Annotated in this window: 21 protein-coding genes; 4 read left to right on the forward strand and 17 right to left on the reverse strand. The window is 58.9% G+C overall.

Annotated elements, in window-relative coordinates; genetic code table 11:
- Positions 1-190 precede the first annotated feature (190 nt).
- The 3 genes from ACFWAY_RS14695 to ACFWAY_RS14705 are packed head-to-tail and all read left to right on the forward strand — an operon-like array spanning position 191 to position 2,891.
- On the forward strand, positions 191-2,050 hold the full coding sequence (locus ACFWAY_RS14695) for a DUF4012 domain-containing protein (protein ID WP_378511036.1): 1,860 nt from the start codon (positions 191-193) through the stop codon (positions 2,048-2,050).
- 5 nt (positions 2,051-2,055) lie between these two features.
- Positions 2,056-2,478, forward strand: coding sequence for a CrcB family protein (locus ACFWAY_RS14700; RefSeq protein WP_378511037.1), 423 nt, complete (start codon positions 2,056-2,058; stop codon positions 2,476-2,478).
- Positions 2,475-2,891, forward strand: a complete 417-nt coding sequence (locus ACFWAY_RS14705; RefSeq protein WP_378511038.1) for a hypothetical protein — start codon at positions 2,475-2,477, stop codon at positions 2,889-2,891. The genes ACFWAY_RS14700 and ACFWAY_RS14705 overlap by 4 nt, the downstream gene beginning before the upstream one ends.
- 5 nt (positions 2,892-2,896) lie before the next feature.
- Here the strand turns inward: ACFWAY_RS14705 and ACFWAY_RS14710 are convergent, their stop codons facing one another.
- From ACFWAY_RS14710 to ACFWAY_RS14785, 16 genes are all read right to left on the reverse strand, one after another.
- The gene (locus tag ACFWAY_RS14710) at positions 2,897-3,475 is read right to left on the reverse strand and encodes a YdcF family protein (protein WP_378511039.1); all 579 of its coding nucleotides are present in this window, start codon (positions 3,473-3,475) and stop codon (positions 2,897-2,899) included.
- A gap of 72 nt (positions 3,476-3,547) precedes the next feature.
- On the reverse strand, positions 3,548-4,426 hold the full coding sequence (rfbA, locus tag ACFWAY_RS14715; protein ID WP_378511040.1) for a glucose-1-phosphate thymidylyltransferase RfbA: 879 nt from the start codon (positions 4,424-4,426) through the stop codon (positions 3,548-3,550).
- Positions 4,423-5,091 (reverse strand): dTDP-4-dehydrorhamnose 3,5-epimerase family protein, encoded by a 669-nt coding sequence (locus ACFWAY_RS14720; protein WP_378511041.1) that lies wholly within the window; start codon positions 5,089-5,091, stop codon positions 4,423-4,425. Before ACFWAY_RS14720 ends, rfbA begins: the two co-directional genes overlap by 4 nt.
- On the reverse strand, positions 5,088-6,080 hold the full coding sequence (rfbB, locus tag ACFWAY_RS14725; RefSeq protein ID WP_378511042.1) for a dTDP-glucose 4,6-dehydratase: 993 nt from the start codon (positions 6,078-6,080) through the stop codon (positions 5,088-5,090). Before rfbB ends, ACFWAY_RS14720 begins: the two co-directional genes overlap by 4 nt.
- 57 nt (positions 6,081-6,137) lie before the next feature.
- Positions 6,138-7,055 (reverse strand): glycosyltransferase, encoded by a 918-nt coding sequence (locus ACFWAY_RS14730; protein WP_378511043.1) that lies wholly within the window; start codon positions 7,053-7,055, stop codon positions 6,138-6,140.
- Positions 7,055-8,374 (reverse strand): O-antigen ligase family protein, encoded by a 1,320-nt coding sequence (locus ACFWAY_RS14735; protein WP_378511044.1) that lies wholly within the window; start codon positions 8,372-8,374, stop codon positions 7,055-7,057. Before ACFWAY_RS14735 ends, ACFWAY_RS14730 begins: the two co-directional genes overlap by 1 nt.
- Positions 8,364-8,987, reverse strand: coding sequence for a CatB-related O-acetyltransferase (locus ACFWAY_RS14740; protein ID WP_378511045.1), 624 nt, complete (start codon positions 8,985-8,987; stop codon positions 8,364-8,366). The genes ACFWAY_RS14735 and ACFWAY_RS14740 overlap by 11 nt, the downstream gene beginning before the upstream one ends.
- Entirely contained in the window at positions 8,984-10,246 is a 1,263-nt protein-coding gene (locus ACFWAY_RS14745) for a hypothetical protein (protein ID WP_378511046.1), read from the reverse strand. Before ACFWAY_RS14745 ends, ACFWAY_RS14740 begins: the two co-directional genes overlap by 4 nt.
- Positions 10,247-10,318: 72 nt before the next feature.
- The gene (locus tag ACFWAY_RS14750) at positions 10,319-11,374 is read right to left on the reverse strand and encodes a polysaccharide pyruvyl transferase family protein (RefSeq protein WP_378511047.1); all 1,056 of its coding nucleotides are present in this window, start codon (positions 11,372-11,374) and stop codon (positions 10,319-10,321) included.
- A complete protein-coding gene (locus ACFWAY_RS14755) occupies positions 11,371-12,402 on the reverse strand; it encodes a glycosyltransferase family 4 protein (RefSeq protein WP_378511048.1) in 1,032 nt (343 codons plus the stop codon). Before ACFWAY_RS14755 ends, ACFWAY_RS14750 begins: the two co-directional genes overlap by 4 nt.
- A gap of 1 nt (position 12,403) precedes the next feature.
- Positions 12,404-13,468 carry a glycosyltransferase gene (locus ACFWAY_RS14760; protein WP_378511049.1) on the reverse strand — a complete coding sequence of 355 codons (1,065 nt, stop codon included), beginning with the start codon at positions 13,466-13,468 and terminating at the stop codon, positions 12,404-12,406.
- A gap of 43 nt (positions 13,469-13,511) precedes the next feature.
- Positions 13,512-15,035: a sugar transferase gene (locus tag ACFWAY_RS14765; RefSeq protein WP_378511050.1), complete on the reverse strand. Its 1,524-nt coding sequence runs from the start codon at positions 15,033-15,035 to the stop codon at positions 13,512-13,514.
- Positions 15,036-15,427: 392 nt separating this feature from the next.
- Positions 15,428-16,330 carry a UTP--glucose-1-phosphate uridylyltransferase gene (locus ACFWAY_RS14770; protein WP_378511051.1) on the reverse strand — a complete coding sequence of 301 codons (903 nt, stop codon included), beginning with the start codon at positions 16,328-16,330 and terminating at the stop codon, positions 15,428-15,430.
- Between the two features lie 137 nt (positions 16,331-16,467).
- Entirely contained in the window at positions 16,468-17,712 is a 1,245-nt protein-coding gene (manA, locus tag ACFWAY_RS14775; protein ID WP_378511052.1) for a mannose-6-phosphate isomerase, class I, read from the reverse strand.
- A gap of 3 nt (positions 17,713-17,715) precedes the next feature.
- On the reverse strand, positions 17,716-18,795 hold the full coding sequence (locus ACFWAY_RS14780; RefSeq protein WP_378511053.1) for a sugar phosphate nucleotidyltransferase: 1,080 nt from the start codon (positions 18,793-18,795) through the stop codon (positions 17,716-17,718).
- Between the two features lie 184 nt (positions 18,796-18,979).
- A complete protein-coding gene (locus ACFWAY_RS14785; protein ID WP_378511054.1) occupies positions 18,980-20,503 on the reverse strand; it encodes a sugar transferase in 1,524 nt (507 codons plus the stop codon).
- Between the two features lie 1,487 nt (positions 20,504-21,990).
- Here ACFWAY_RS14785 and ACFWAY_RS14790 point away from each other — a divergent pair.
- The gene (locus tag ACFWAY_RS14790) at positions 21,991-22,137 is read left to right on the forward strand and encodes a hypothetical protein (protein ID WP_378511055.1); all 147 of its coding nucleotides are present in this window, start codon (positions 21,991-21,993) and stop codon (positions 22,135-22,137) included.
- A 606-nt stretch (positions 22,138-22,743) separates the two neighbouring features.
- Here ACFWAY_RS14790 and ACFWAY_RS14795 read toward each other — a convergent pair.
- Complete coding sequence (locus ACFWAY_RS14795) at positions 22,744-23,421, reverse strand: serine protease (protein ID WP_378511056.1); 678 nt, start codon at positions 23,419-23,421, stop codon at positions 22,744-22,746.
- Positions 23,422-24,192 lie beyond the last annotated feature (771 nt).

Raw genomic sequence — 24,192 nt, forward strand, 5'->3', positions numbered from 1 at the left:
GCACGCCACTTCGTTACTGTGAATTGGCCCACCTCTGTCCAGATGGGCCTGAACCTTCGATGACTCCCGGTTCGCGAAATTCGCTACTCAGACAATAATGAGCAAGCGCGTTCCTCACCACGTGGGGGTCAAACCTGCGACGCACGTCACAGTATCCTCTACGCAACCCCAATGACAGGAGCCACGATCCGTGAACGATCATTCCCGCGGTGACGCCGAGAACCCCGGCGCTTCGGGCACTTCCGCGGGCGAGCCCTCGGTTCGTCGCATCCGCAAGCGCACGAACGTCCGCAGCAAGTCCTACAAGCGCAAGCGTGGCCTGATCACGGGCGGTTTTGTGACCTTGCTGGTGGTGGTGGCACTGGGTCTGTGGCTCGGCTATTCAGCCAGGGAAGCGCGCGCGAATCTGTTCGAGGCGCGCAACCACGCACAGCTCGCGAAAGACGCGTTACTGGACGGTAATACAGAAGACGCGGAGCGGTCATCGGCCGACGCCGACAAGTACGCGAACCAGGCGTACGACTACACCCACAACGTCCCGTGGAGCGTCGCGTCCGCCATTCCGTGGCTGGGCAGCCCGCTCGAGACTTCGCAGCAGATCTCCGAAGTGGTGCGTGGCCTGACCTCAGAGGTGCTCACACCGGCCGTGGCGGCCGGAACTTCACTGGCGCCAAACCAACTCATCGCTTCGGGCGGCAAGGTCAATCTGCAGCCCCTCCAGGACGCTGCGCCCGTACTGGATCAGACTGCCGTCGCCGCGCAGCGTTGGGACGATCAGGCACAGGCTATCGACGAGCCGACATACCTGGCGTCGGTTTCCGACGCTCGTACACAACTGCAGGACCAGCTTTCAGAGCTGTCGAAACTGTTGGGAAATACCGCAATTGCTGCGAAGCTGGCACCCGCAATGTTGGGCGCTGACGGCCCGCGCAACTACTTTATGGCCTTCCAGACCAACGCAGAGGCTCGCGGAACGGGTGGCCTGCTGGGTGGCTACGGTGTCATTCGTGCGAATGACGGTGTGGCACGCGTAGACACGCTGGGCCGGAACACTGAACTCGCGTTCAACAAGCAGCCCATCGACCTTGGACCCGAGTTCGCTGCCCACTACGGGCCTAGCCGGCCGACCACCGACTTCCGTAACAGTAACTTGAGTTCACACTTTCCTTATGCAGCGCAGATCTGGAAGTCACTGTGGGCGCAGGACTCCGGCGAGCAGGTCGACGGAGTAATCGCCACCGACCCGATCGCCCTCAGTTATGTACTCGGCGCCATCGGCCCGGTCACCATGCCGGACGGAGAGGTGGTCAACGCCGACAACGTGGTGGAACTGACCGAGTCGACCGCCTACATCCGGTTTGCGGACGACAACAACGCCCGTAAGCAGTATCTGCAGACGGTGGCCGCCCGGGTAATCGACAAGATGACCGGCCAGATCCAGTCGCCGCAGAAGTTACTGGACGCGCTGGGCCGCGCTGCGGGTGAGCGCCGTATCGCAGTGTGGAGCTCGCACCCTGAGGAACAGCAAGTTCTCGCCGGGACCCTTCTCGGTCACACCGTTCCCGATGATGCGGCACCATTCGCCGGGGTGGTCATTAACAACCAGGCCGGCGGCAAGCTCGACTACCACACGACACGTGAGATCGACTACACGGCTGAGAGTTGCACGGGCGACACCCGACGCTCGACAGTCACGGTGAAGCTGACGAATAACACACCGCCTGGAAACTTCCCCGACTACGTTGCGGGAACGTTCATCAACACCCTGGGCGTCCCTAAGGGCACCAATGTGTCGGCGGTATCTCTGTTGGCGACACAGGGCGCACAGCTACGGAACGTGACGGTGGACGGTAAGCCAGCCGTATTCCAGACGGGTAAGGAAATGGGTCACCCACTGTTCGACGTATTGGTCCCCGTGCGGCAGGGCCAAACGACTGAGATCAAGTACCAGCTGACCGAGCCTGCCATCCAAGGCGAGGCGCGAGTTCCGGTGCAACCGCTGGTGGATGATCCAACCATCACGGTGAACGTGCCGAACTGCGGCGCCTGATCCGGATGGTATCTGAAACCTCACGCACCGCCGTCACGTGCCTCGCCGTGGCGGTCGGCGGTGCGGCGGGGGCGGCGTTGCGCTATCAACTGTGGAGGCTGTGGCCGACAACGAATCTGGAGTTTCCGCTTACGACCCTTCTCATCAACGCATTCGGTTGCTTCTTTCTAGGTGCGGCCATCGGCCTGCCCCTAAACAATGGCTACATTCTATGCGCAGCGCTCCGCCCCTCAGTAACTTTCGGCTTGCTAGGTGGCTTTACTACTTTCAGCTTCTTTGCCGTGCAGAGCGTCACACTGGTATCGCCGCGCCTTGGAATGCTGTATCTCCTATTGACGCCCCTGGCAGCGGTTGCTGCAGCGGCCGTCGGCATGGTCTCTACCTCAGCTTTGCTGAACCGCCGCCGCCCCGGACGAGGCATCCGATGAATGTTGAGACGGCAGCCAGCTACATCTGGTGGGTTGCAGCAGGTGGCGCCTTAGGCTCGCTTGTTCACTATCTTGGGGTCACCTTTGTTGGCCCTCGGATAGGTGCGCGTCGTACGCAAACTGCATTAACGATGTCCGCGTGCCTAATGCTCGGAGTGGTTGTCGCCGCGGGCCCCTATACGGCGAGGTACGCGATAATTGGTATCGGCTTCCTTAGTGCGGTTTGTCCTTTTACAGCTGTGATGGGCCATTTGCTCGACATGCATGATCGGCGCTCATTTTGGCGTGCACTACTGCTGTACGGCTGGTATGTACTCGCCGGAGTGTGCATGGCGATCGTCGGCTACATCTTGGCCGACGTGGGAAACATCTACGTCGAGAAGCTTGCTGTTGGTACTACTTGGCCGACCTGAACAAGTCAGCAAGGGCCCTGAAAAAGCGCCTTTGCAAAACCGACCGTTTGATAGAGGTACGTGTACTCCCATGCTGCAAGACTGCGCCTGTAGTCGCGAGGGACTGGGCGCATCCGAATCTCCCCGTCGAAACACTGACCAAAAATATACCGCGCCCGAGGCAAGTGATACCGCCAGCTGATCACCAGAATACTCGTCCAACCGTTTTCGGCCGCAAGTCGGCGAGTGAATAGCGCTTCTCCTCGCGTCGTGCTTGGAACCGGGCGCACACATCTGACACGGTATCGGGTGTCTACTATTGCACAGTACTTGGCAGTCGCTTCTGCGCCCGTCAGCCAATCCGACAGTACGACGTTTCTCGAGATACCTTGCTGCGCAAGTTCGATACCGTACGCTTGTCGGCCGTCATGGTCGCCACCCAATACTACAATTGCATCAACCCGTGCCACCGGATCGATCCGCGACTTTGTGTAGACAAAGTAGCCGCTGATGCCGAGCCCGGCCACCGCTAAGACGACAGAGAGCCCTGCATACGCAACCGCGACAGCTATCCGTCGCGCAATCCACGCGAACCGCTTACGCACGCGGAACCCGGCGGGCCAAAATGGACGTCACACTTCGTCGGACGCATTTCAACCAACCCAACGCAAGCATACTTACTCAGCACCTACAGTGCGCTGGAGAAGGTCGAGAAGGTAAGAGCCGTAACCGGATTTGGCAAGTTGCCGTGCTCTAGCTTCGAGTTCATCACCGGTGATGAATCCTTGCCGCCAAGCAACTTCTTCGGGAGCCCCAATCTTGAGCCCCTGACGTTGTTCAATCGTCCGCACAAAGTTCGATGCCTCAAGCAGCGAGTCGAACGTACCTGTGTCGAGCCAGGCGGTTCCTCGCGGCAGAACCTCGACGTTGAGGCGGCCCTCCTCAAGGTAAGCACGGTTCACATCTGTGATCTCGTACTCCCCCCTGTCTGACGGTCGGAGGCACTTCGCGATCTCCACCACGTCATTGTCATAGAAGTACAAACCCGGGACAGCAAAATTGGACTTCGGAGTCGCGGGCTTTTCTTCGAGCGAGAGCGCTCTGCCGCGGTCGTCGAACTCCACGACTCCGTAGGCGGACGGATCCGCGACCCAATATGCGAAGATCGCCCCACCGTCCAGGCGATCGAATCTGCCGAGCTGATGTCCGAGGCCGGAACCGTAGAAGATGTTGTCGCCGAGAACTAGCGCGGCGGAGTCGCTGCCGATGTGGTCTGCTCCGAGCACGAATGCCTGCGCGAGCCCGTTCGGCTCGCGCTGAATGGTGTAGGTCAGGTTGACGCCGAATTGGGAGCCGTCGCCGAGGAGGTGCTGGAATTGCTCGGCGTCGTGTGGAGTGGTGATCACGAGAATGTCGCGGATCCCTGCGAGCATCAGAGTGGTGAGCGGGTAGTAGATCATCGGCTTGTCGTAGACAGGGACGAGCTGCTTGCTGATACCGATGGTGATCGGATGCAAGCGTGTACCGGAACCGCCGGCGAGGATGATGCCCTTCATGAATGAATCTCCTTCACACCAGGGGTGCAGTCCAGACTGCGTCGACTTGTGAGGCCATCGATCCACTCCTGCGCATCGGCATATTTGGGCAACTGCCCTTCGGCCATTGCCTCGGACAGAAATGGCGCCGATGCATCTTTCTCCGAAAGGGTAAGTTCTAGTGGCGATCCCGACCTTGAGGTCGTTGGCCATTCAATTCCGATTTCGGGATCGAGTGGGTTGATGCCGAACTCGCGTTCCGGTGCGTAGCCCGATGAACACAGGTAGACCACCGTCGAATCGTCTTCGAGCGACAGGAACGCATGGCCTAGACCCTCGGATAGGTATATTGCGCGGCGATCCTTGTCATCTAGTAAGACCGAATCCCATGTTCCGAACGTGGGTGAGCCGACGCGAATATCGACGACCACGTCCAGAACAGCTCCCTTGACGCACGTGACGTACTTCGCTTGGCCTGGGGGAACGTATGCGAAGTGGATGCCCCGCAGTACCCCGGCCGCTGATACGGAGCAGTTGGCCTGTGCGAGGTTCAACGAGTGCCCGGCGGCACCGATGAAAACAGGTTCTTTGAACCATTCGAGAAACACTCCGCGGGCGTCGCCGAACAGCTTGGGCGTGATCTCCCAGGACCCGGCGACATTCAGTTCACGTGTGTCCACTGTCACGCCCCCTGCGCCTGGTAGCGTGCCTCGACCGCAGCCTTGTCGTTCTCCCACCAGTCGCGATTGTCTTGGTACCAGTCGATGGTGGCCTTGAGGCCCTCGCGGAAGTTTGTGTAACGCGGGTGCCAGCCGAGTTCGTCACGAAGAGTCGATGAATCGATTGCGTATCGCAGATCGTGCCCAGCCCGATCGGTGACGTGATCGAAGTCATGCCGGTCTCTGCCCATCAATTCCAGAATCATTCGGACAACCGACAGGTTGTCGAGTTCGCCGTCGGCACCGATGAGATAGGTACGCCCGATTTCCCCTGAATCGAGGATCTGCCAGACCGCCGAGTTGTGGTCGTCGACGTGAATCCAGTCGCGAACATTCCTTCCCGCACCGTACAACTTCGGTCGCACGCCAGTGAGGATATTCGTGATTTGCCGGGGAATGAACTTCTCGATGTGCTGATACGGCCCGTAGTTGTTGGAGCAGTTCGACAACGTTGCCCGCACGCCGAAAGACCGTGCCCAGGCACGAACAAGCATGTCCGACGCCGCCTTCGTGGAAGAATAGGGACTCGACGGATTGTACGGAGTGTGCTCAGTGAACTTCGCCGGGTCGTCCAATTCAAGGTCGCCGTACACCTCGTCCGTCGAGACGTGGTGGTACCGCACTCCGTATGCGCGCACAGCCTCCAGAAGAGTGTATGTACCTACGATATTCGTCTGAACAAATGGCGACGGATCGGCAAGCGAATTATCGTTGTGCGACTCAGCGGCGAAGTGCACCACAGCGTCACACTTTGAGACTAAGTCGTGTACAAGCCTCGCATCAACGATATCGCCTACCACCAGAGAAACCTGATCGCTCACGGAAAACAAAGACGCAGAAGAGCCCGCGTACGTCAAAGCATCAAGCACAGTAATGTTGATGCCCGGACGACGCGCGTTCTCGATGACAAAATTTGAGCCAATAAAGCCTGCTCCGCCCGTGACTAGAATCCGCACGTTGTAACTCCGTTCATCTCGCGCAGAAACCGAAACGACATGGCGCGTGTGCTGTGCTCATCGCCGAGGATCCAACCTTTCCATGTCCGACGCAAGACCCCACCGTCTAACTTCCTTAAGCCGGGCAAGCCGCGCACGGCTCGAGCTCGACGACTTCCCACCAACAATCAATCCGGCCAGCGTTACAAGAACTAATTCCAGACGTTGAAGAAGACTGACCACACGCCGACGATGATAAGCGGCAAGCCTGATTGCAGCATCAGCCCGAGCCCTCTCTACAAGCTCACCATACTTTACTTGCGAAGCAGCACCGACGTGGCCGACAACCACGCCAGGAACCGCGAACAAATCAATCCCAGCCTTCTTGGCTCGACGCGAAAGATCGGCGTCCTCGCCGTATAGGAAGAATTTCGAATCGAACGGGCCAAACTCCAGCAGGGTTCGATTCAAGGCAAACAATGCGCCGCCACACACCTTTTCAACCGGAACGTAACGCGAGTTCGCAGATGCCGCCATCAGCCGCCGAATATTACTTCTCTTACGCAACAGACGCGACGTCGAGAATTCCCAGTCATAGAAGGCGTCTACCTGGACCGACCCAGACTTTTCTAGCCACCCACAGAATAACGCCGACGGCCAATCCGCAACGGCCTCGGCAATGTGCAACAGCGCATCGTCGGGAATACACGCATCAGGATTCAGGATCAACGAGCATTCTGCGGTCGACGACCGCACGCCCACATTGGATGCTGCTCCAAATCCAACATTTGAATCCAAGGTCACAACACTGCAGCCACGAGAGACATCTGTTTCTTCTACCGGGACTTCACTATTGTTATCAACAAGAATTATTCGGCCGTCCACATTTGTATTTTGATAACTGCGCTTGACACTCGACAGGCACGCAGCGAGTAGTTCCGGATCGGAATTGAAACAGACCACCACCACATCAATCGAGATCGGCGACGACGCCATCAAATCCCCTCCTTCTCACCGCTAGAAACCATTCTCGAACCGACGAAGCGTCGAGATCCGGTGGCGCCTGCCATTTCACCACGTTGCTCCAATGAAATCTGGTCCGCAACTTTGATTGGAGGCACAATACCAATCAATGCCAACCCAAATCCAAACACAAACAACGCGGACCGGATGTATAGCGAGTCGTACAGCAGCCCGGACGCCAAAGTAAGGATCACGATTACCGATCCCGACGAAGCAGTACTGTATCCGCCCGACGCTCTCAAGCCCCTCGCAGCCAGCACAAGTAGCACCGAGATCGACATCAATCCGATCAGACCGAAATCCCACAGGACACTCATGTACAAATTATCGACAGTCGAAAACCCAAGAATCCCTAGACTGTTACTCAATTCCAGCAAAAGGCTCCTCGCGCCTGAGCCGAAAATAACACAGGCACCATTGCAATTTTCCGACCAGTATTCGAAAACATCCAAGGCATGCACCCGATTATCTACCGAACTGGACCCAGAAAGAGTCTCGAAGCTGGCGATTCGCATCCCAGAAAGAATATCAACAACTTGGCTAGAACATGCCACGAGAACCGCGAGAAGCAACGGCCCAACCACCGCCAGGGTAGTGGGGACCTTAATCCGGCGATACCGAGGCCGACTCAATGCCAGCAGCAAACAACCAACAATAAGTATCAGAGCCGCGGATCTAGTTCCAGTTACCAGCAGAGTAACTACAGTGGCACACAGAGTGGCATATTTAGCAGCAACCCCATTCCTGCTTTCAGCCTTAAATGACAATACAGCGAAGCACAACGCCACCGCCACCATCGAAGCCGGCACCGGCTGTCCCAGAAATCCGCGCGCCCGAAAAAGTTCCTCGGAAGCACTCTCCTGAAAAGGTACACCGAAAAAATAGCTCACAACATGCTTCTTTACAGAATATTCCCAAGCAAGAAGGACCGCGTTCACAACGCTAGCAGAAGCCATTACAAAAAGAAGGTGGCTTCTCATTGCATATGCTGTCGCCATCCCGATAAGAAGAGGCCCGGCAATTGTGAGAAGAGCTACCGGGTTAAATAGGAAAAACTGGTTCACCATAACTAGCGCAATAGCACCGAGCCCAACCGCCTTCAGCATATTCAGATTCGAGGAAAGAATGAGTAGTATCGCCAAAGCCGAACCGACAATAAGGGTTAAAGTGCTGACTGATCGCCAAAGTGGCGACAGAGCCACAAAGTCAATCGGCAGGAAAAACGTGAGCAAAGCGCACACTACCAACGGTGGTATCGAAACCGACTGAAGCAATGGCTTCCTATAAACCATCCCGAATCCTCGATTCTTTATATTCCTCAAGAACCGAGATCGCCTCGGAAGGTTCGTAGTCGGACAGCGTCTCGACCATTTCGACCAACGCCGAATCAGGCCAATCCCACCACGACACCTGCAAGTAGCGCGGAATCAATTCCTCACTGATCCGCGTTCGAATGAATACCGCAGGATTCCCCGCGATTACCGCATAAGGCGCGACGTCACGTGAAACAACACTGCCAGCAGCGACTACCGCTCCGTGTCCGACTCGCACACCTGACAGAATGGTCGCGCCGTGGCCAATCCATACGTCCGAACCGATATCAATGGATCCTTTTGACCAAGGAAAACCATCCTCACCCGCACCAGGAAGATCCAGCTTCTGCCGCAACGGGAACGTCGTCGCTCGATCGAGTCGATGATTGCCACCCAGGATCAGGGTAACGTCTGCTCCTATCGAAGTGAAGCTACCGACTGAAAGTCGAGTATCGTCGTATGCGTACGTCCGGACTGTCGGAACGGCGTATGAATGTCGACCGATGCGCGCTCGGCCCGACCCCACCAGTTTCGCGAACTTTCGTTCACGTGCGCGACGCGGACTGATCATATCTAGCGCTTCGAGCATCATTTGAAGGACTCCTTAATGAACAACTTGCGTTTAGCCAGGAAGAACAGCGAACAACCAAACATCGAAACAGCCCAGCCCACCACAAATAGCTGCCCATTGGTGAGAATAATAGACGCACCGTAGACGGCAGTGGTGATGCTTGCAAGTGGAATCAGGTACCGAAGTTCGAAATCAGGGCGTCCCATACCAGTCAATATATAGACCGAAGGTATAGTCATCATGTTGGCTAGATGTGCTGCTGATAGCACTCCCGTCAGGATCCAAATATTCATTGCCGGCTCCAGATTCATTTGCATAAGAATCGCAAATGAGCCTGCGGCTATCGTCGCAATTGGCGAAACAACATACAGTAGCAGCTCCGACTTTCGAAGAAGTTCGGAGACGTGGCCATGTGCCTTCGCCCTGCCTCCCTCTGCGATAAGACCAGCCGCAATGGCAACGAGCGCTACTTTTGGCATGACCAGAACACGCGTCGCGATATCGTATTGGGCTAGCAGGTGTGGATTTCCGATTAAACCGACTGCCCACCGATCCAGCTGTGTTATACCCAAACCTAGAAGAGTTACTAGTCCTTTTGAACGCAGGAAGAGTCCTATCAGGCGATCAACTTCGCGCGACACATGTCGGCTGAGCCTTGTCGACGGCAGCATGCGATATCCGAGAGTCAATCCGAGAACAGCCTGCACGAATCCAGCCGATAGGACCCCATATCCAAGCGACTGAACACCCATCCCTGCAGTCAGACACACTAGGGTTGAAACCAAATTCACGGACGCTCCGCCAATCAGGATCAACCCACGTCGCACATAGCTGCCAGACCCTAAGGCGCTCGCTGCATATACCAAACCGACGCTGCGCAACGCGCATCCGACCGCTATCAGGATAAACAGTGGAAGAACGGTCGAGTCTGATAGACCATCGAGCCCTGCTTGCCTCCCATACCAAGGCCAAACAACCACCGCGACTATACCGAGCACCAAGGGAGGCATCAGCGAGATAAATGACAGCTTAATGGACGCGGAGCGGGTCAGCTGATCCGTGCTAGCAAGCTTCGTCGCGAGACTCGGTGACCCGAAATCGAACACGATAAATATCGTTGAAAGCGTTGCCCCGAGTGCCCAGATCGCATACTCGGTCGTGGAAACGTAAACGCTGCCAAGTAGCGGAACTAGCGACGCCACTCCGCTCGCGAGTATTGCGGGCAATCCGCCTTGCAGCAAACGAATAGCAAGACTTTCAGGCCTTTGTTTCGTGGGCATTCGGTGCATGTCTCACCGCACCCACGGCATCTCGAGGGCGTATCGGGTAGTGACAGTCATGTCGGCGCACATCTAGTTTTCCCCAGACGCCGCAAGTCCTCTGAGCTCACCGATGAGGGACTTCCTATGTCGCTGACTCGTTGATCGTGCTGCCCCCACTCGCCGGGCATACTCTCGCCGCACGCCTTCATCTGTTGCTAACTGATGTGCTTGCATAAGAACTCGATGCGGTTCGAACTTGTTTACATTGTGGACGTACTCGGGTAGGCCAAGGTCTTCGAACGCTCCAAAACCCTTTCGCTCGTACGCGAGATGGATCACGTAGTGGCCAGCCTGCAGTGCCATCAAGGAAGCGTGCAAGCGGACTGCGATCACCACACGCGGCGTTCTGGTATCAAAGAGTTCGTTTCGCGTCAGCACAGTCCTCGGCAGTAATGCACTCATTGCGGCTGAATCATCGTTGCCGCGGGTTTCGCTCTGGATGTAGCCGTCGAATGTCTCGAGGTAGCCAGCCAACTCTCGCACCAGGGGAGGGACTCTCCCGTTGACGGCCCGTACTGAAAGTACTGGCGTGCCATCTCTCAGATCGTTTGAAAATGAAGGCTCGTGTTTTGAAAGGATCGCCAGGTCGGGAATTCGAACCATCGGAACATCGTTGAACTCGTCCATCGATCGATCGTCACGACCATAGACGCGGTCAATTCTTCTTAGCAGCCTCGCCATTGGAAGTCGGGATCCAAATCGGAATGGTCCAACACTCTGGGGAAAATAGACAGTTGGCACTCCAGACCGCCCTGCAGCGAAAAGCTGTACCCCATGTACCAGCGAAGTCTTGGCGAGTTCTACTACGCGCCCACCTCGTAGATATCCCCCTCCGACTCCAACCACAAGATCGAATTTTCCTATATTTCGCAAGACTCTGATGTACTCTCTTGAGTAACCGGAGATATGCGGAACTGCTGGATAACTTTCCAGTTCCAAGTTCGAGAATGAGTCTGGATCAGAGGCGACCAGTGTCACCTTGATTTCTTCCCCGAATGCTTCCCGAAGAATACTCAGAGTGGACGACACTAGTAGGCCATCGCCCCGGTTCAGAGCGCTGTATCCATGTAGCACTAGAATTTTCATGTTGATAGTACTTCCTCGTAGGAACGTATGTGCTGATCCACACTCCTGTCCCAGTTGAATCGACTGGCCCACTCGCGTCCTTGCAGACTCTGCTCAGCCAATCTGGCTTCGTCTGCGAGCGCATGGATGATTCCATCGGCTATTGCGTCGGCACCGAGGTCAGACAAGATCCTGGATGGGCCGGCCACTTCAGCGAGGGCTCCTCGCGCCGAGGTCAGAACACCGGTTCCAGCCGCGAGCGCCTCGAGTACCGGGAATCCAAAACCTTCGTAGCGACTCGGGAATACGAACAATGCGGCACGTTGCATGAGCGCTGTGCGGTCGCTGTCGGATACGAAGCCGAGGTAGATAACATTCTTCGCCGATTCAACCATTTTCATTGAGGCTGCGGAATTCCAGGCCGGTTTACCAGCAATTACTAGAGGAATACCAAGTGCGGCGACCTCTCTGTGCAACATCGCTCGAACAAGTTCTACGACGTTCTTTCTCGGCTCGATATTTCCAAGGTATAGTATATAGTCGAATGGTAACTTCTCGGATAGTTCTGGGGAGAGTTCCGCGGGCTTGGAAAACTTGGCAACATCGATTCCGTGGTATATGACATCGATACTGGAAGCCTCGATATCGAATATCTCCGCGATGTCGGAGGCGCTGGATTGGGAAACCGTGATTACACGATTGGTGGACTTGATAGCTCGGGCGACACGACTCCGCCATACGAACTCCTGGCGCCGATTTCTAATGCCGTGCTCCCAGCGACTCGCAACCCCGTGCACCGTGACAAGCGAAGGCCTCTTCGTCCTGATTACTGGCCCGGTATCGGCAACATAGTGTATGAGATCGCCATGATCCCCACGGGATAAACCTACTCGATTCTCACTGAGCGCGGTTGTGAGCGGATGCCTACCGTGCGGAATGGAAGCGACCGTGTGCCCCCTGCTCTCAAGGCCGGCGGCGATGTTTCTTGCATAGGTGGTGTTGCCTCCCACATGCCTCGCAAGGATGCGGCCTGGAATCAGTACCTTCAATTCAACCCACCCGGTCCGATGCCTTGTACAGAGCCAGCAGCGCTCTCCGCTGCGCCGTCGACGAATGCACAGCGGCAGTCTCTCTTGTGCAGGCTGCGACGTCGTTCCGAAAATTTTCGTCGAGAAGGAATTTGTTGACAGTCGCTGCAAGCTCGATGGGGGTTCGGCCGCCACCTGTAAAGCCCAATCCCTCTAAGTGCTGGATGCTCCGCACAATAACCGGCACTCCTATCGCCGCGGCATCAACCAAAGTTATTGGCGCACCTTCCCATTCTGCGGTGTGCAAAAACAGATCGGCCTCAGCGATGTATTTTTGAGCGGTTTCGCTACTCACCCATCCCGTGACGAATACCCCGGCCTGCTCAAGCGCCTTTCGGAGTCGGACATCGCCATCTCCGACCCAAACACACCTAATCGGGGAGTCTACGAATTGCAGACACTCTGCAAGAAACTCTGGATCTTTCTGCTTCGAGATTCTGCCGACGCACACAATTGCTGGTCCGCCGTCAACTTCCATCGCCTTCAGTCTCACAGCAGCCCCTGTGGCGTGAGATCCGCTGATATTCGGAAGGTACCTCACGCTTCCTCTCCGCGTCATTCGCGCAGCAATGCCTGCCTCATGCGGACTTATCGCAGCAATTGTCTGCGTCCGCTGCGAAAGTAACTGTTCCGTGCAGTAGTAGAGAGCCCGTAGGAGTCGATGAAAGTCGGAACGATAGAACGAGAAACAATGAGGCGAGTACACGAAGTTCGCCTTGATGCCAGGAAGACCGCGCAGGAGTCCTGCGTAACTTGAATGAAGGTGCACGACATGTGGGTTAGTTTCATTTATGTGTCGAGCTGCACTCGCCATAAACCGATATATTGAACCCTCGACATGGAAGGACTCAACCGGGTTTTCCTCTCCATTATGATGCGCTAACCGACCTCGGATGAACAATTGATGTCGGAGTTCCGGCGTGTGTCGTATGTAGGTATTGACAGCCGATTGAACGCCGCCACCGTATGCCTCAGACACGTGAAGTATATCGATTCGTTTGTCTGAACGTGAACCCGTCGACACCATAATATCCTCCGAGCCGATCTGGTTAGGACGACCTCGCCGAACGTTAATATGCCCCAGCACCCGCAACCACCGCCCTCACCGTTTTTCCGACAATCAAGGCGTCACCCATCATTGACCAGTTCTCCACATATGAGAGGTCAAGTCGGACAGTCTCTTCCCACGACAGGTCCGACCTTCCACTGACCTGCCATAAGCCTGTGATGCCGGGCTTGACCAGCAGCCGGCGGCGCACCGTGCCGTCATAGGCCTCCACCTCCCGCCGCAGAGGCGGCCGCGGACCCACAACGCTCATTTCGCGGCGGAGCACGTTGATGAACTGTGGCAGCTCGTCGAGGCTGTACTTGCGAAGGTACCTGCCCACCTTCGTCACCCGGGGATCCTCCCGCATCTTGAACAACACGCCAGCGCCCTCGTTCGCTCCCATTAGTGACGCCACCTGCTTGTCCGCGTCGACGATCATGCTGCGAAACTTGAGCATGGGGAAAGGCCTGCCGTCCAGGCCCATACGCTCCGACTTGTAGAACACCGGGCCCTTACTCGTCAACTTGATCGCGAGCGCAGCTGCCAGCATCACGGGACTGACGAGAACTAGCGCAAGGGCCGCGAACACGAAGTCGAACGAGATTTTCGAAAACTTCTGCGCGCCGTGGTACCTCGGCTTCTCCACGTGGATGAGTGGAAGACCGGCCACCGGTCGCATCGACAGACGCGGACCTGACACATCCATCATTCCGGGAGATACCACGAGATCCACATGATGGGGTTCGAGGTCCCATGCAAGCGAACGCATACCCTCGTGCCCGAGGTGCTCTGTTGCTGTCACGGCAACAGTATCAGCGTGGCAGAAACCCAACGCACGAATTACGTCACCCTCGTCGCCGAACACGGGGATATCACGCTCTCCGACAACGATCTTGTCGTTTCGGGCGCCAGTGTGCCCTGGGATGCACATGCCGACCACCTTGTACCCGTCGGCCGTGCCGCGCTCGAACGATTCGGCCAAACTGCGCACCGCGCGTTCACCGCCTACCACAAGCACAGAGGTCTGGAACTCGCCACGCGAGCGCTTGCGAGCGATCATCCGACGCCACACCCAGCGGCTGACCAGAAGACCGACCAGCCCCACAGGGAAGGCAATGGCGAGATACAAACGCGCAAGGTCGAGACGAAAAAGTAGCGACACGATGGCTATCAGGCCGAACAGTCTGACAGTGGAGACGAAGATGCGCCGGTACTCATCCGGACCGCTACCAATCACGCGAGTCGTGCGGGTCCGGAAGATGATGAGCGTGGCGAGCCACGACAACACGAGCAAAGCAGACACCAGCGCATAGCTGAGTGTTTGAGGGAAGGAAGAGGTATGCAGGACACCGCTGTCGCCGAACCGCACCCACTGCGCGAGGGCTACCGCGGCGATCACGATCACCGTGTCCGAGACCCACAGACGTCGGATGTACGCGGCCTGCCAGGCACGCCTGCCGCTTGGCCGGCCTTCGAGGCCCGATTCGGGCGTGGTGCCCCCAGCGGCCGTTGCCGAGTCGAGCGAAACACCGAACGACGTCACCATCTGAGCCTTCCAACTAGGACCAAAGAGTCGGCGAGCGACACTGTCTCGCGACCTGCGTGGCGGTAGAGGAAGTCCGCCCCCCGGGCATTGCTGCCAGCTAATAATCGCACTTGTGGTCGTCTCGTTACACTTGAGACACCCCGGAGTGACGCGACTCACACTCTCGATTTTTACTCGGAGAGAGGGACTTTCGACCCTGGTCAACCCAAAGATCCGCATTTAGAGTGACGCACCCGGAGACCAGTCCATAGGCAGACCTCAACCCCGCCCGCTGGCACCGATTCCGATCTTCGAGTATTTTGCGCACTTCGTACTGGACAGTAACAACGCTGTAACGTTGCTCTGACCAGGGACAGGTCCGCCGAAACGCAAAGGGAACGAACAGAACATCGCTAGCCCTTGACCCTCTGCTCTAGCCACGTCCGCAGGTCCGTCCCATATTCGGGACGACTCAGCGCCAAGTCCACCGAGGCGCGGAGAAACCCGCCGGGATTGCCGAGGTCGTGCCGAGGACCGCGATGAACCACTACGTGTACGGGATGCCCCTCCGCGATCAGCAGCGCGATCGCGTCGGTCAGCTGCAATTCGCCGCCCGCTCCCGGGCGAATTCGTCGGAGCGCATCAAAGATCGTTCGGTCCAGGAGGTAACGACCGGCGGCTGCGAGAGTCGACGGGGCATCCTGGAGTTTCGGCTTCTCCACCATGCCTTTCACCCTCAGTACGTTTGGATTCACGGCATCGGCAACTGTCTCGACGTCGAAGACTCCATATGCGCCCACCTCCTCTTTGGGGACGTCGATGGCACACAACACCGTTCCGCCGCGCTTGGCTCGCACGCGCGACATGACGTCGAGCACGCCGTTCGGCAGTACCAGATCGTCCGGCAGCAAGACGGCGATCGCATCCTCGTCGTCGCCCAACACCGCCTCGGCACAGCCGACCGCGTGGCCGAGCCCCAGCGGTTGATGCTGGACTACCGACTCCACCGCGAGGAGGCCCGGCGCCCTGCGGACCTTCTCCAGCAGAGTGTGCTTACCCCTGGCAGCAAGGTTGTTTTCCAACACCAGGTCTTCGACGAAATGCGCCACCACACCGTCCTTGCCGGGCGCCGTCACGATGATCAGCCGATCAGCTCCCGACTCGGCAGCCTCACCGGCCACCAACTCGATCCCAGGCGTATCCACCACAGGAAGTAGCTCTTTGGGGACCGTCTTAGTCGCCGGCAGAAATCGTGTTCCCATTCCCGCGGCCGGCACGACAGCCGTCCGAAACACGGTCGAATCCAATTCCCCCATGGTTACGCCTTTCTCGAAGAACCCAATGTGATGCAGTGTCCCGACCCGTGCGTGTAACCGACCGTCACACTGGTCAGTTGTCCAGGTCTATCGATTACACGTGAGCGCAGACTCCTTGGCGGCGAGGAGAGTCCGCATCATCCGGAGCCGATCGTGGCGACGAAAACCTGTGCGTGCTGCTGTGACGGCGCCAGAGTCACAGCCGGGTTCGATGCCGACAGCCACGCCGACTGCCCCGCACTCAGCTCGAGCGAGTCGCAGTGGGATAAGAGGACGGTCGATCCTGCCGTGCAGAGAACGATCCGTGGGTTTCCGGCTGCGAGGGTCACTGCGGATGACGGCGCTCCACTCCTGCACGTGTCGAGGTGCAGCCGGGTGAGCTCGAATTCTGTCTCCGGCGTTCGGTACAGGCGTCTGTTGTCACGGCTGTCACCCTCTGCGCGCACCACCGGCATGGACCCCGGCCGAAAGTCGAGGACTTTCAGCAGCTCGAGCACGTCAACGTGCTTGGGGGTCATACCGCCACGAAGCACATTGTCCGAGTTGGCCATGATCTCGACGGCAGCGCCTCGAAGGTAGGCATGCAGATTTCCGGCCGCGAGAAACAGCCCCTCCCCCGGCTCGAGGGTGATCCGATTGAGCAGCAGCGAGATCAACACACCGGGGTCGTTCGGATACTTGGTCCCCAACTCGAGCGCGGTCTGCGCTTCGGCGGCGAACTCCCCGACCACACCATCGCGCTGCGTCGACAGGTAACGCCGGCACGCCTCGACCACATCACCGATCAGCGGCGCCGAGTTTCCGTCCTTGGTGATCCACCGCGTGAACAGTGCCCGCACTCCAGAGGAGTTGGCCCGAGCGGCCAATTGCGCTGAACACACGTCCAGCTCCGCGACACCCAGCGCTCGCAACAGCTCGACCGTTCGCCGCACGTCACGGAAGCCGGCGAGCGCCTCGAACTTCGTCAGCGCAACCACAAGCTCCGGTTTGTGGTTGTCGTCCCGGTAGTTGCGGACAGGCGAGTCCAGCGGAACACCGTCTAGGTTTTCGCGTTCGAATCCTTCACGTGCCTGCACGGAGTTCGGGTGCGCCTGCAACGACAGCGGTTCATCCGCGGCGAGAACCTTAAGGAGATACGGAAGTCGACCCCCGAATCGCGACGCGTTGGTCTCCCCTAATTGCCCCCGCGGGTCGGCCGAAATCACGTCGAGCAGTGACTCGCCGGAGCCCGCGACGTCCACACGCGCCGGGTCTGCCGGATGCGCACCGAGCCAGAGTTCGGCTTCGGGCCGATTGGACGGCGAGGGTCGTCCCGTGAGCTCCGCCAGCACGGTGCGAGAGCCCCAGTCATACGACCGGATTGCTCCGTGAAGTCGTCTCATCGATCAGACATTCGTCGAGAATCGGACGCCGCCATCCGGCAACATCACGTTCGGCCAGACGCGGGCTCCGCGTAATAACTCGCATCGAGCACCCACGCTGGCGCCATCCCCCACCACCGAATCGCGCACAAGTGCACGCCGCCCGATCCGGCAGTCGTACCCGAGAATCGATCGTTCGATCACCGCGCCGGCTTCCACATGGGCGCCGTCGAACACCACCGCGCCGTCCAGACGCGCACCCGCACCGACGGTCACCCGTGCGCCGAGCACCGTACCGCCGACCAACACCGCCCCCGGGGCCACCGCGGCGCTCGGATCGACGAGCGACTCGCCGCGCGCACCGATCAGCGCGGGCGACGGCGCTATTCCGCGAACCAGATCCGCCGATCCGGCGACGAAATCGTCGACCGTCCCCATGTCTCGCCAGTGAGCGAAATCGATATGGCCGAACACCCGCGTTCCGCCGGACAGCAGCGCGGGAAACACCTCGCGTTCCACCGACACGGCACGGCCTGACGGGATCTTCTCGATCCACTCCCGTTGGAAGACGTAACAGCCGGCATTGATCTGGTCGGTCGGCGGATCTTGCGTCTTCTCGAGGAAGGCGGTGACCCTGCCATCCGAATCCGTCTGCACACAGCCGAACGGACGCGGATCGCTCACCCGCACCAGGTGCAGCGTCACGTCGGCATCGGCGTCGACGTGCGTGCGCAGAACGGCTCGCACGTCGGTGCCGCCGAGCACGTCACCGTTGAACACCACGACGGTGTCGGCACGCAGATGGGGCAAGACGTTCCGGATGGCTCCCCCGGTGCCGAGCGGCTCGTCCTCGGTCACGTACTCGATCTCCAGCCCGAGCTCTTCACCCGTGCCGAAATGCTGTTCGAAGACTTCCGCCTTGAACGACGTTCCGAGCACCACGTGGGTAAGTCCCGCGTCCTTGATGCGGCACAGCAGATGAGTCAGGAACGGCACTCCAGCGGTCGGCAGCATCGGCTTGGGCGCCGACAGCGTCAACGGCCGCAACCGGGTGCCCATACCGCCGACCAGAATGACCGCGTCGGGCGCAGATTCGATCCTCATGTTCGACATCCCCTCCATGTCCGATCACGTTGGAATGATTGAAACCCGATCGCGGTTCGCGCGCCACTCGACTTCGCCCGGAGTTGCGGCGTGATCGCACGCTATCTGTGACGGCCAGATACATTGATTTCCACTGGAACTCGATACGTTCGACGCCAGGGTCCGTCACCGGCCACTCGACGCTCTAGTAAGCCCCGTCACCGGCCACCACGGCCCGGACCGTCTTGCCGATGATCAGCACATCCCCCATCATCGACCAGTTCTCCACATACGAGAGATCGAGCCGCACAGTCTCTTCCCACGACAGGTCCGATCTCCCGCTCACCTGCCACAGGCCCGTGATGCCCGGCTTCACCAGCAGCCGACGACGGACGGTGCCGTCGTACGCCTCGACCTCCCGGCGCAGGGGCGGGCGTGGGCCTACCACGCTCATTTCCCGTCGAAGAACGTTGAGGAATTGCGGAAGCTCGTCGAGGCTGTACTTGCGCAGAACTCTGCCCACGTGTGTGACCCGCGGATCCTCGCGCATCTTGAAGAGCACGCCAGCACCCTCGTTCGCCGTCATGAGCGCCGCCACCTGCTTGTCGGCGTCCACCAACATGCTGCGAAACTTGAGCATCGGGAACGGCCGACCGTCCAGGCCCATTCGCTCCGACTTGTAGAAGACCGGACCCTTGCTCGTCAGCTTGATCACGAGAGCAGCCACGATCATCACCGGACTCGTCAGAACGAGCGCCAATGTCGCGAAGATCATGTCGAACGCGAGCTTCGAAAACCTCTGTGCGCCGTGGTACTGCGGCTTCTCCACATGAATCAGCGGTAGTCCCGCCACCGGTCGCATCGACAGACGCGGACCGGACACATCCATCATTCCCGGGGACACCACCAGGTCGACGTCGTGTGGCTCGAGGTTCCAGGCGAGGGCGCGGATCCCTTCGTGCCCGAGATGCTCGGTCGCAGTGACGGCCACGGTGTCGGCGTGGCAGAACTCGAGGGAATCGATCACATCCAGCTCGCCACCGAGCACAGGGATGTCGCGGCCCGCCACGGTGATCTTGTCGCCGTGCTCGCCTGAGTGACCCGGAATGCAGACGCCCACCACGCGATATCCGTCGGCCGTACCTCGGGCGAAGGATTCCGCGAGAAGCCGGACGGCGCGTTCATTGCCCACGACTAGTACCGACGTTAGAAACTCTCCGCGCAACCGTTTACGAGCTATCGCCTGACGCCACAGCCAGCGGCTCACCAGCAGAGCCACGAGTCCGACGGGAAACGCGATGGCGAGGTAGAGCCGAGCCAAATCGAGGCGGAACAACAGCGCCAGCATCGCGATGAAGCCGAACAGCCGCACGGTCGAGACGAAGATCCGTCGATACTCGTCCGGGCCGCTCCCGATCACCCGCACCGTACGAGTCCGGAAAATCGTCAGGGCCGTCAGCCACGCCACGATCAGCAAAGCGGAGACGAGTGCGTAACTGAGGTCGTAACCGGTACCGCTCGTGGTCAGTGTGCCGCTGTCACCGAACCGGACCCACTGCGCCAGCGCCACGGCGGCGATCGCAATCAGAGTGTCGGAGACCAGGAGGCGCCGGATGTAGTCGGCCTGCCACTCGCGGCGACTATCCAGTCGGCTCGCGCCCCCTGTGAACGCATCTGCGTCCTCCGGACCCCGAGAAGGGTCGAGTGGAACATCGAACGCCGTCACCATGCGCCTTCCGAACTAGAGCCATCCTGAAGTGGCGAGCCCGTGTGTTCTCACGACATGGCGAAGGCGATGATCGCCTGATGTTTGCTGCCGCGTCGATATTCGCATGCGGGCCTGCGAGTTGAGACATCAAGTGACCAGCTTCACAACGGCCCCGTAACCGAGTCGGCGCAGCCCGATACCGCAGGTCAACACATGCGTATACCGAGTGAATGACATTGCCATACAAGCAATCTGATACTCAGGGTCACAGGAAATGCTGGCAAACGAGGTGATGAACAGGTACTGTGCCGCGCTCGAACATCGCTCGCCGCCGGTGGCGGGATAACCACCCGTCAACACCCTCAGCGACCAAGGAACAAATTCTCAGCATTTTCGCAGATACGAATCCCCAGTACGTTAGGCTGGTCGGCCGCACGGCTGCGGCATACTGGTGTCATGTGGTGGTGGACAATCGGGATCGTCATTGCGTGGGTGGTGTTGTCGATACCACTCGCAATACTGATCGGGAAAGTGGCCCGGCAGAAAGATCGGCGTGAAAAGTTGCCCCGTCGGCGCAAGAGCCGGACTGGCGGGCCGCCCGACCAGACCGCCGCGTAGTCCCGGTTACTCAAAGAACCTCGCCACTCCGTCCGCCAATCGACGCCCACGCGGTGAATCGCCCTTCCTTAGGTCGGGCACACGTCTGATGACCGGACCGGGTGCCAGACATCGAGTGTCAACGCACAAAAACTGGGGCACACAGTGTTCCTGTGTGCCCCAGTTTCAGATCGGTGCCGGACTTACACTCCGGTGGATCCACCCTCCGACCCGAAGGTCAGGAACGAAGCAAAGAAGTTGATCAGATCCGCGATGCTGGCGAAATCTACAGACATATTTCACTCCTACTGAGGGGTTGGTGTCGGAAGCTCGATCCGTGCCCCTGGCGGGCACTCGTTCTTTTTACACCAGTTGAAAGACTTTGCAACAGCAGGGTAGCCGCGGACACGAAGTTTCTCTCGCGATCCACCCCCTCCTTCGCGGTGCAGGTACGACCGCTGATCGCACTTGAATTGCTGTATCAGCTATTCACACCAATCCCGCAGTAGGCCAGCACAATACACGATTCTCCGAAAAGATAACCAGAGCCCGGAAAGGTGACCGCAAACCAGATCAACCATAGCTCGTAGCATCAAAATTTCGAATTCCCGCTCTTTTCGATGCGCACTGGGATCGGGAATCCGATTTCGCGGCAGGGTATGAGGCAGTCGGCGGTGAGATACTCGCCGGCGCTGTAGCGGCAAACCGAACCCGCGGATACGCTCAGCGCACCCCGGTCGCAACCCGCAACCGAGAGCCAGTGCAAAGACCCGCCGAAGTTCCTCCCCTGGTTCCGACGGGGTCTCGTCCCCACTCGCTGATCTAACGCCGCCGGATCACATCGCTGTGACGTCGACGCTCCTCATATTCTCGATGAGCATTAGCTCGATCACGCGCTCCGGAGGTTCGGCATGCAGCCCATTCCCGACCGCCTCTACGACCTTGCCGCCCTCCTGAAGCACGCCTACGGGAAGGGCGACCTCATCGGCGTCATGCAACTCGAAGCTCAGTTGAACGCACTGCTCACCCACCTGAGCGCGACACCCGGTGCGGAATAGCTGTATCCAGTGCCGGCCAGAAATGTTTCATCCCTTTGTCATTCGGGTGGTATACCCACACGGGCCGAACTGGTGGGTAGCCAACCGCCCTGTTTATGATCAGCTCGCGCCCGGCGGACCCCGACCGACGGCCGGCGCGGAAACCCCGCGTTCACCCCGACGTCGAGCGGGGATTCGTCCTACCTTCAGAAAGAGTGCTCATAGACACCGGCGTTTGGGATACACCTTCTGGCATGTTCATCCAGTTCGTCTCGGGAGTGCTGCACACCCTCAACTGGGGCAGCGTCAACTAGAAACGGCGACGCCCCGGAAGGATGGGGCGTCATCGTGCACCTTGGTAGCGAGGCCAATCCGGCCACAGACCGACCGCTCGAGGTACAGCCAGCTACCGCAGTTCAATTCGGGAGAATGGTGCCGATGGGAGGCAGTGGCATCCGCCCGGATCTACAGAAGGAGGAAATGGAATGGACGATTGGTGGAATCCGGGTGGCATGTGGCCGGAGTGGTTGATTGTCTTAGCGCCAGTGATCACCTTCCTCACCACTGGTAGCGCCTCCTAGAGAGAACGAATCTCCCCCACCCTCAGGTGTGTGGTGGCCCCTGGGGCTACTGCACCAAAGTGAACCCAGCGCCGTAGCTACCTCTTGCGTCGATATCCGCCAGAATCGGCGTGATCCTCCCATAGAACGTCGTCGGCTGGGTTCCGAAGTCCATGCCGATATTGAGACCGACGAGCGTCTCCCCCACCACGATCGGACCGCCTGAATCGCCTTGCCACATCACCGCCCAGTTCTGCAGGTGAATACCGTCTACCTTGCCGATGATCCCGCAATTCTTGCCGGTGGTTGCCCCGTGGTTGCACCCCACGTTCGACAGCGAGGCATCACCGACAGTCGAGACGACGACGTCAGTGGTGTCGCTGTACTTGCTCGGCACAACAACATCCGGGTTCAGCCGGATCACCGCGTAATCGAGCGCCGTGAACGTGCCGTCCGTGTTGCGCGAGTACACGTCGGTCTCCCACCCGATCGGCCCCTTGGCCCCCTCACCAACCTTGTATACGGCGTTACCCGCGCCCTGGTGGCAATGACCGACAGTCAGCGCAACCAAGCGGCCCGCGTTGTCGGTGCCGACCGCCCCGATCGAGCAGTACCCCTCGGCGTCCGGGAACGGGGTGTACGCGGTACCCGGCCCGACATGGACGGTTGGTCCCGCCTGCGCCACCGGGGCGACACCGAGCGTCACCGCGAGCGCGGCAAGAGCCGCCACCAAGATCATCTTCATCCACTTCTCCCATTCCTTCTGCTGGGGAGCATTCTCCTATTCCGTCAACTTCGCGCGCTACAGGAGAAGCCCTCACACTGAGCCGGACGAAGGATCATTCTGGGCAAGGCCCCGTTCTCGAACGGCGGGTTGGATACAACTACCGAGTTCTCCTGAAGAACAGCAAGTAGCCCCCTCACAACCAGGATGGGGCATTATCGTGCTCGCGCGGCGGGGAAAAACCCGTGTTGTCTACATCACACTCACTGGACTTGCGATCTACGAGTCATAGAGTTGGGCGCGCGCCGCCCTCCCCCGCATTCGGGCGGTGCACCGACCCCGCCAGCCCCTACCCCCCAGTGGCTGGCGGGGTCTTCCATGCTTCGGCGGTCCGAACTACCCGATTGTAGGACCTCCAACGCCGCTCTCCCGCAATCGCAGTCGCGTTTCCGCAACATCGTCGGGGATTCTGAGCAAAAAATGACCAGGCGAACTGCGCGGACCGACTCCGCACCCTAGGATTTCAGAGCTCAGGCACATCCACCGAACGCCTTCACAAACGGCCTCGGCCAAGACGGTCACTGTGTAAAGAACCGTCACCGCTTCTGCATCCGCCCGTGAAACGACGGCGGTGCAGATTGTCGCGTACGCCCGATGCTGTGCCGGCTAGGAGACGGGCTGCCTTCAGCGACGGGGTCTTCGCCATAGGTGCGGACCCCGAACCGGATGTCTACGTGACGATCGGAAAGAGCCGGATCGGCGCGTGTATAGCCGTTTTCTGCCACGCAAGAG

Origin of the sequence: Rhodococcus sp. NPDC059968 (assembly GCF_042738615.1) — a bacterium.
Taxonomy (GTDB): Bacteria; Actinomycetota; Actinomycetes; order Mycobacteriales; family Mycobacteriaceae; genus Rhodococcus_F.

Excerpts from the sequence above, each read along its gene's own strand:
- ACFWAY_RS14700 (WP_378511037.1), top strand. The coding sequence starts at position 2,056 with ATGGTATCTGAAACCTCACGCACCGCCGTCACGTGCCTCGCCGTGGCG.
- ACFWAY_RS14705 (WP_378511038.1), top strand. The coding sequence starts at position 2,475 with ATGAATGTTGAGACGGCAGCCAGCTACATCTGGTGGGTTGCAGCAGGT.
- rfbA (WP_378511040.1), bottom strand. The coding sequence starts at position 4,426 with ATGAAGGGCATCATCCTCGCCGGCGGTTCCGGTACACGCTTGCATCCG.
- ACFWAY_RS14730 (WP_378511043.1), bottom strand. The coding sequence starts at position 7,055 with ATGGCGTCGTCGCCGATCTCGATTGATGTGGTGGTGGTCTGTTTCAAT.
- ACFWAY_RS14735 (WP_378511044.1), bottom strand. The coding sequence starts at position 8,374 with ATGGTTTATAGGAAGCCATTGCTTCAGTCGGTTTCGATACCACCGTTG.
- ACFWAY_RS14740 (WP_378511045.1), bottom strand. The coding sequence starts at position 8,987 with ATGATGCTCGAAGCGCTAGATATGATCAGTCCGCGTCGCGCACGTGAA.
- ACFWAY_RS14745 (WP_378511046.1), bottom strand. The coding sequence starts at position 10,246 with ATGCCCACGAAACAAAGGCCTGAAAGTCTTGCTATTCGTTTGCTGCAA.
- ACFWAY_RS14750 (WP_378511047.1), bottom strand. The coding sequence starts at position 11,374 with ATGAAAATTCTAGTGCTACATGGATACAGCGCTCTGAACCGGGGCGAT.
- ACFWAY_RS14760 (WP_378511049.1), bottom strand. The coding sequence starts at position 13,468 with ATGGTGTCGACGGGTTCACGTTCAGACAAACGAATCGATATACTTCAC.
- ACFWAY_RS14765 (WP_378511050.1), bottom strand. The coding sequence starts at position 15,035 with ATGGTGACGTCGTTCGGTGTTTCGCTCGACTCGGCAACGGCCGCTGGG.
- ACFWAY_RS14770 (WP_378511051.1), bottom strand. The coding sequence starts at position 16,330 with ATGGGGGAATTGGATTCGACCGTGTTTCGGACGGCTGTCGTGCCGGCC.
- manA (WP_378511052.1), bottom strand. The coding sequence starts at position 17,712 with ATGAGACGACTTCACGGAGCAATCCGGTCGTATGACTGGGGCTCTCGC.
- ACFWAY_RS14780 (WP_378511053.1), bottom strand. The coding sequence starts at position 18,795 with ATGAGGATCGAATCTGCGCCCGACGCGGTCATTCTGGTCGGCGGTATG.
- ACFWAY_RS14785 (WP_378511054.1), bottom strand. The coding sequence starts at position 20,503 with ATGGTGACGGCGTTCGATGTTCCACTCGACCCTTCTCGGGGTCCGGAG.
- ACFWAY_RS14790 (WP_378511055.1), top strand. The coding sequence starts at position 21,991 with ATGCAGCCCATTCCCGACCGCCTCTACGACCTTGCCGCCCTCCTGAAG.
- ACFWAY_RS14795 (WP_378511056.1), bottom strand. The coding sequence starts at position 23,421 with ATGAAGATGATCTTGGTGGCGGCTCTTGCCGCGCTCGCGGTGACGCTC.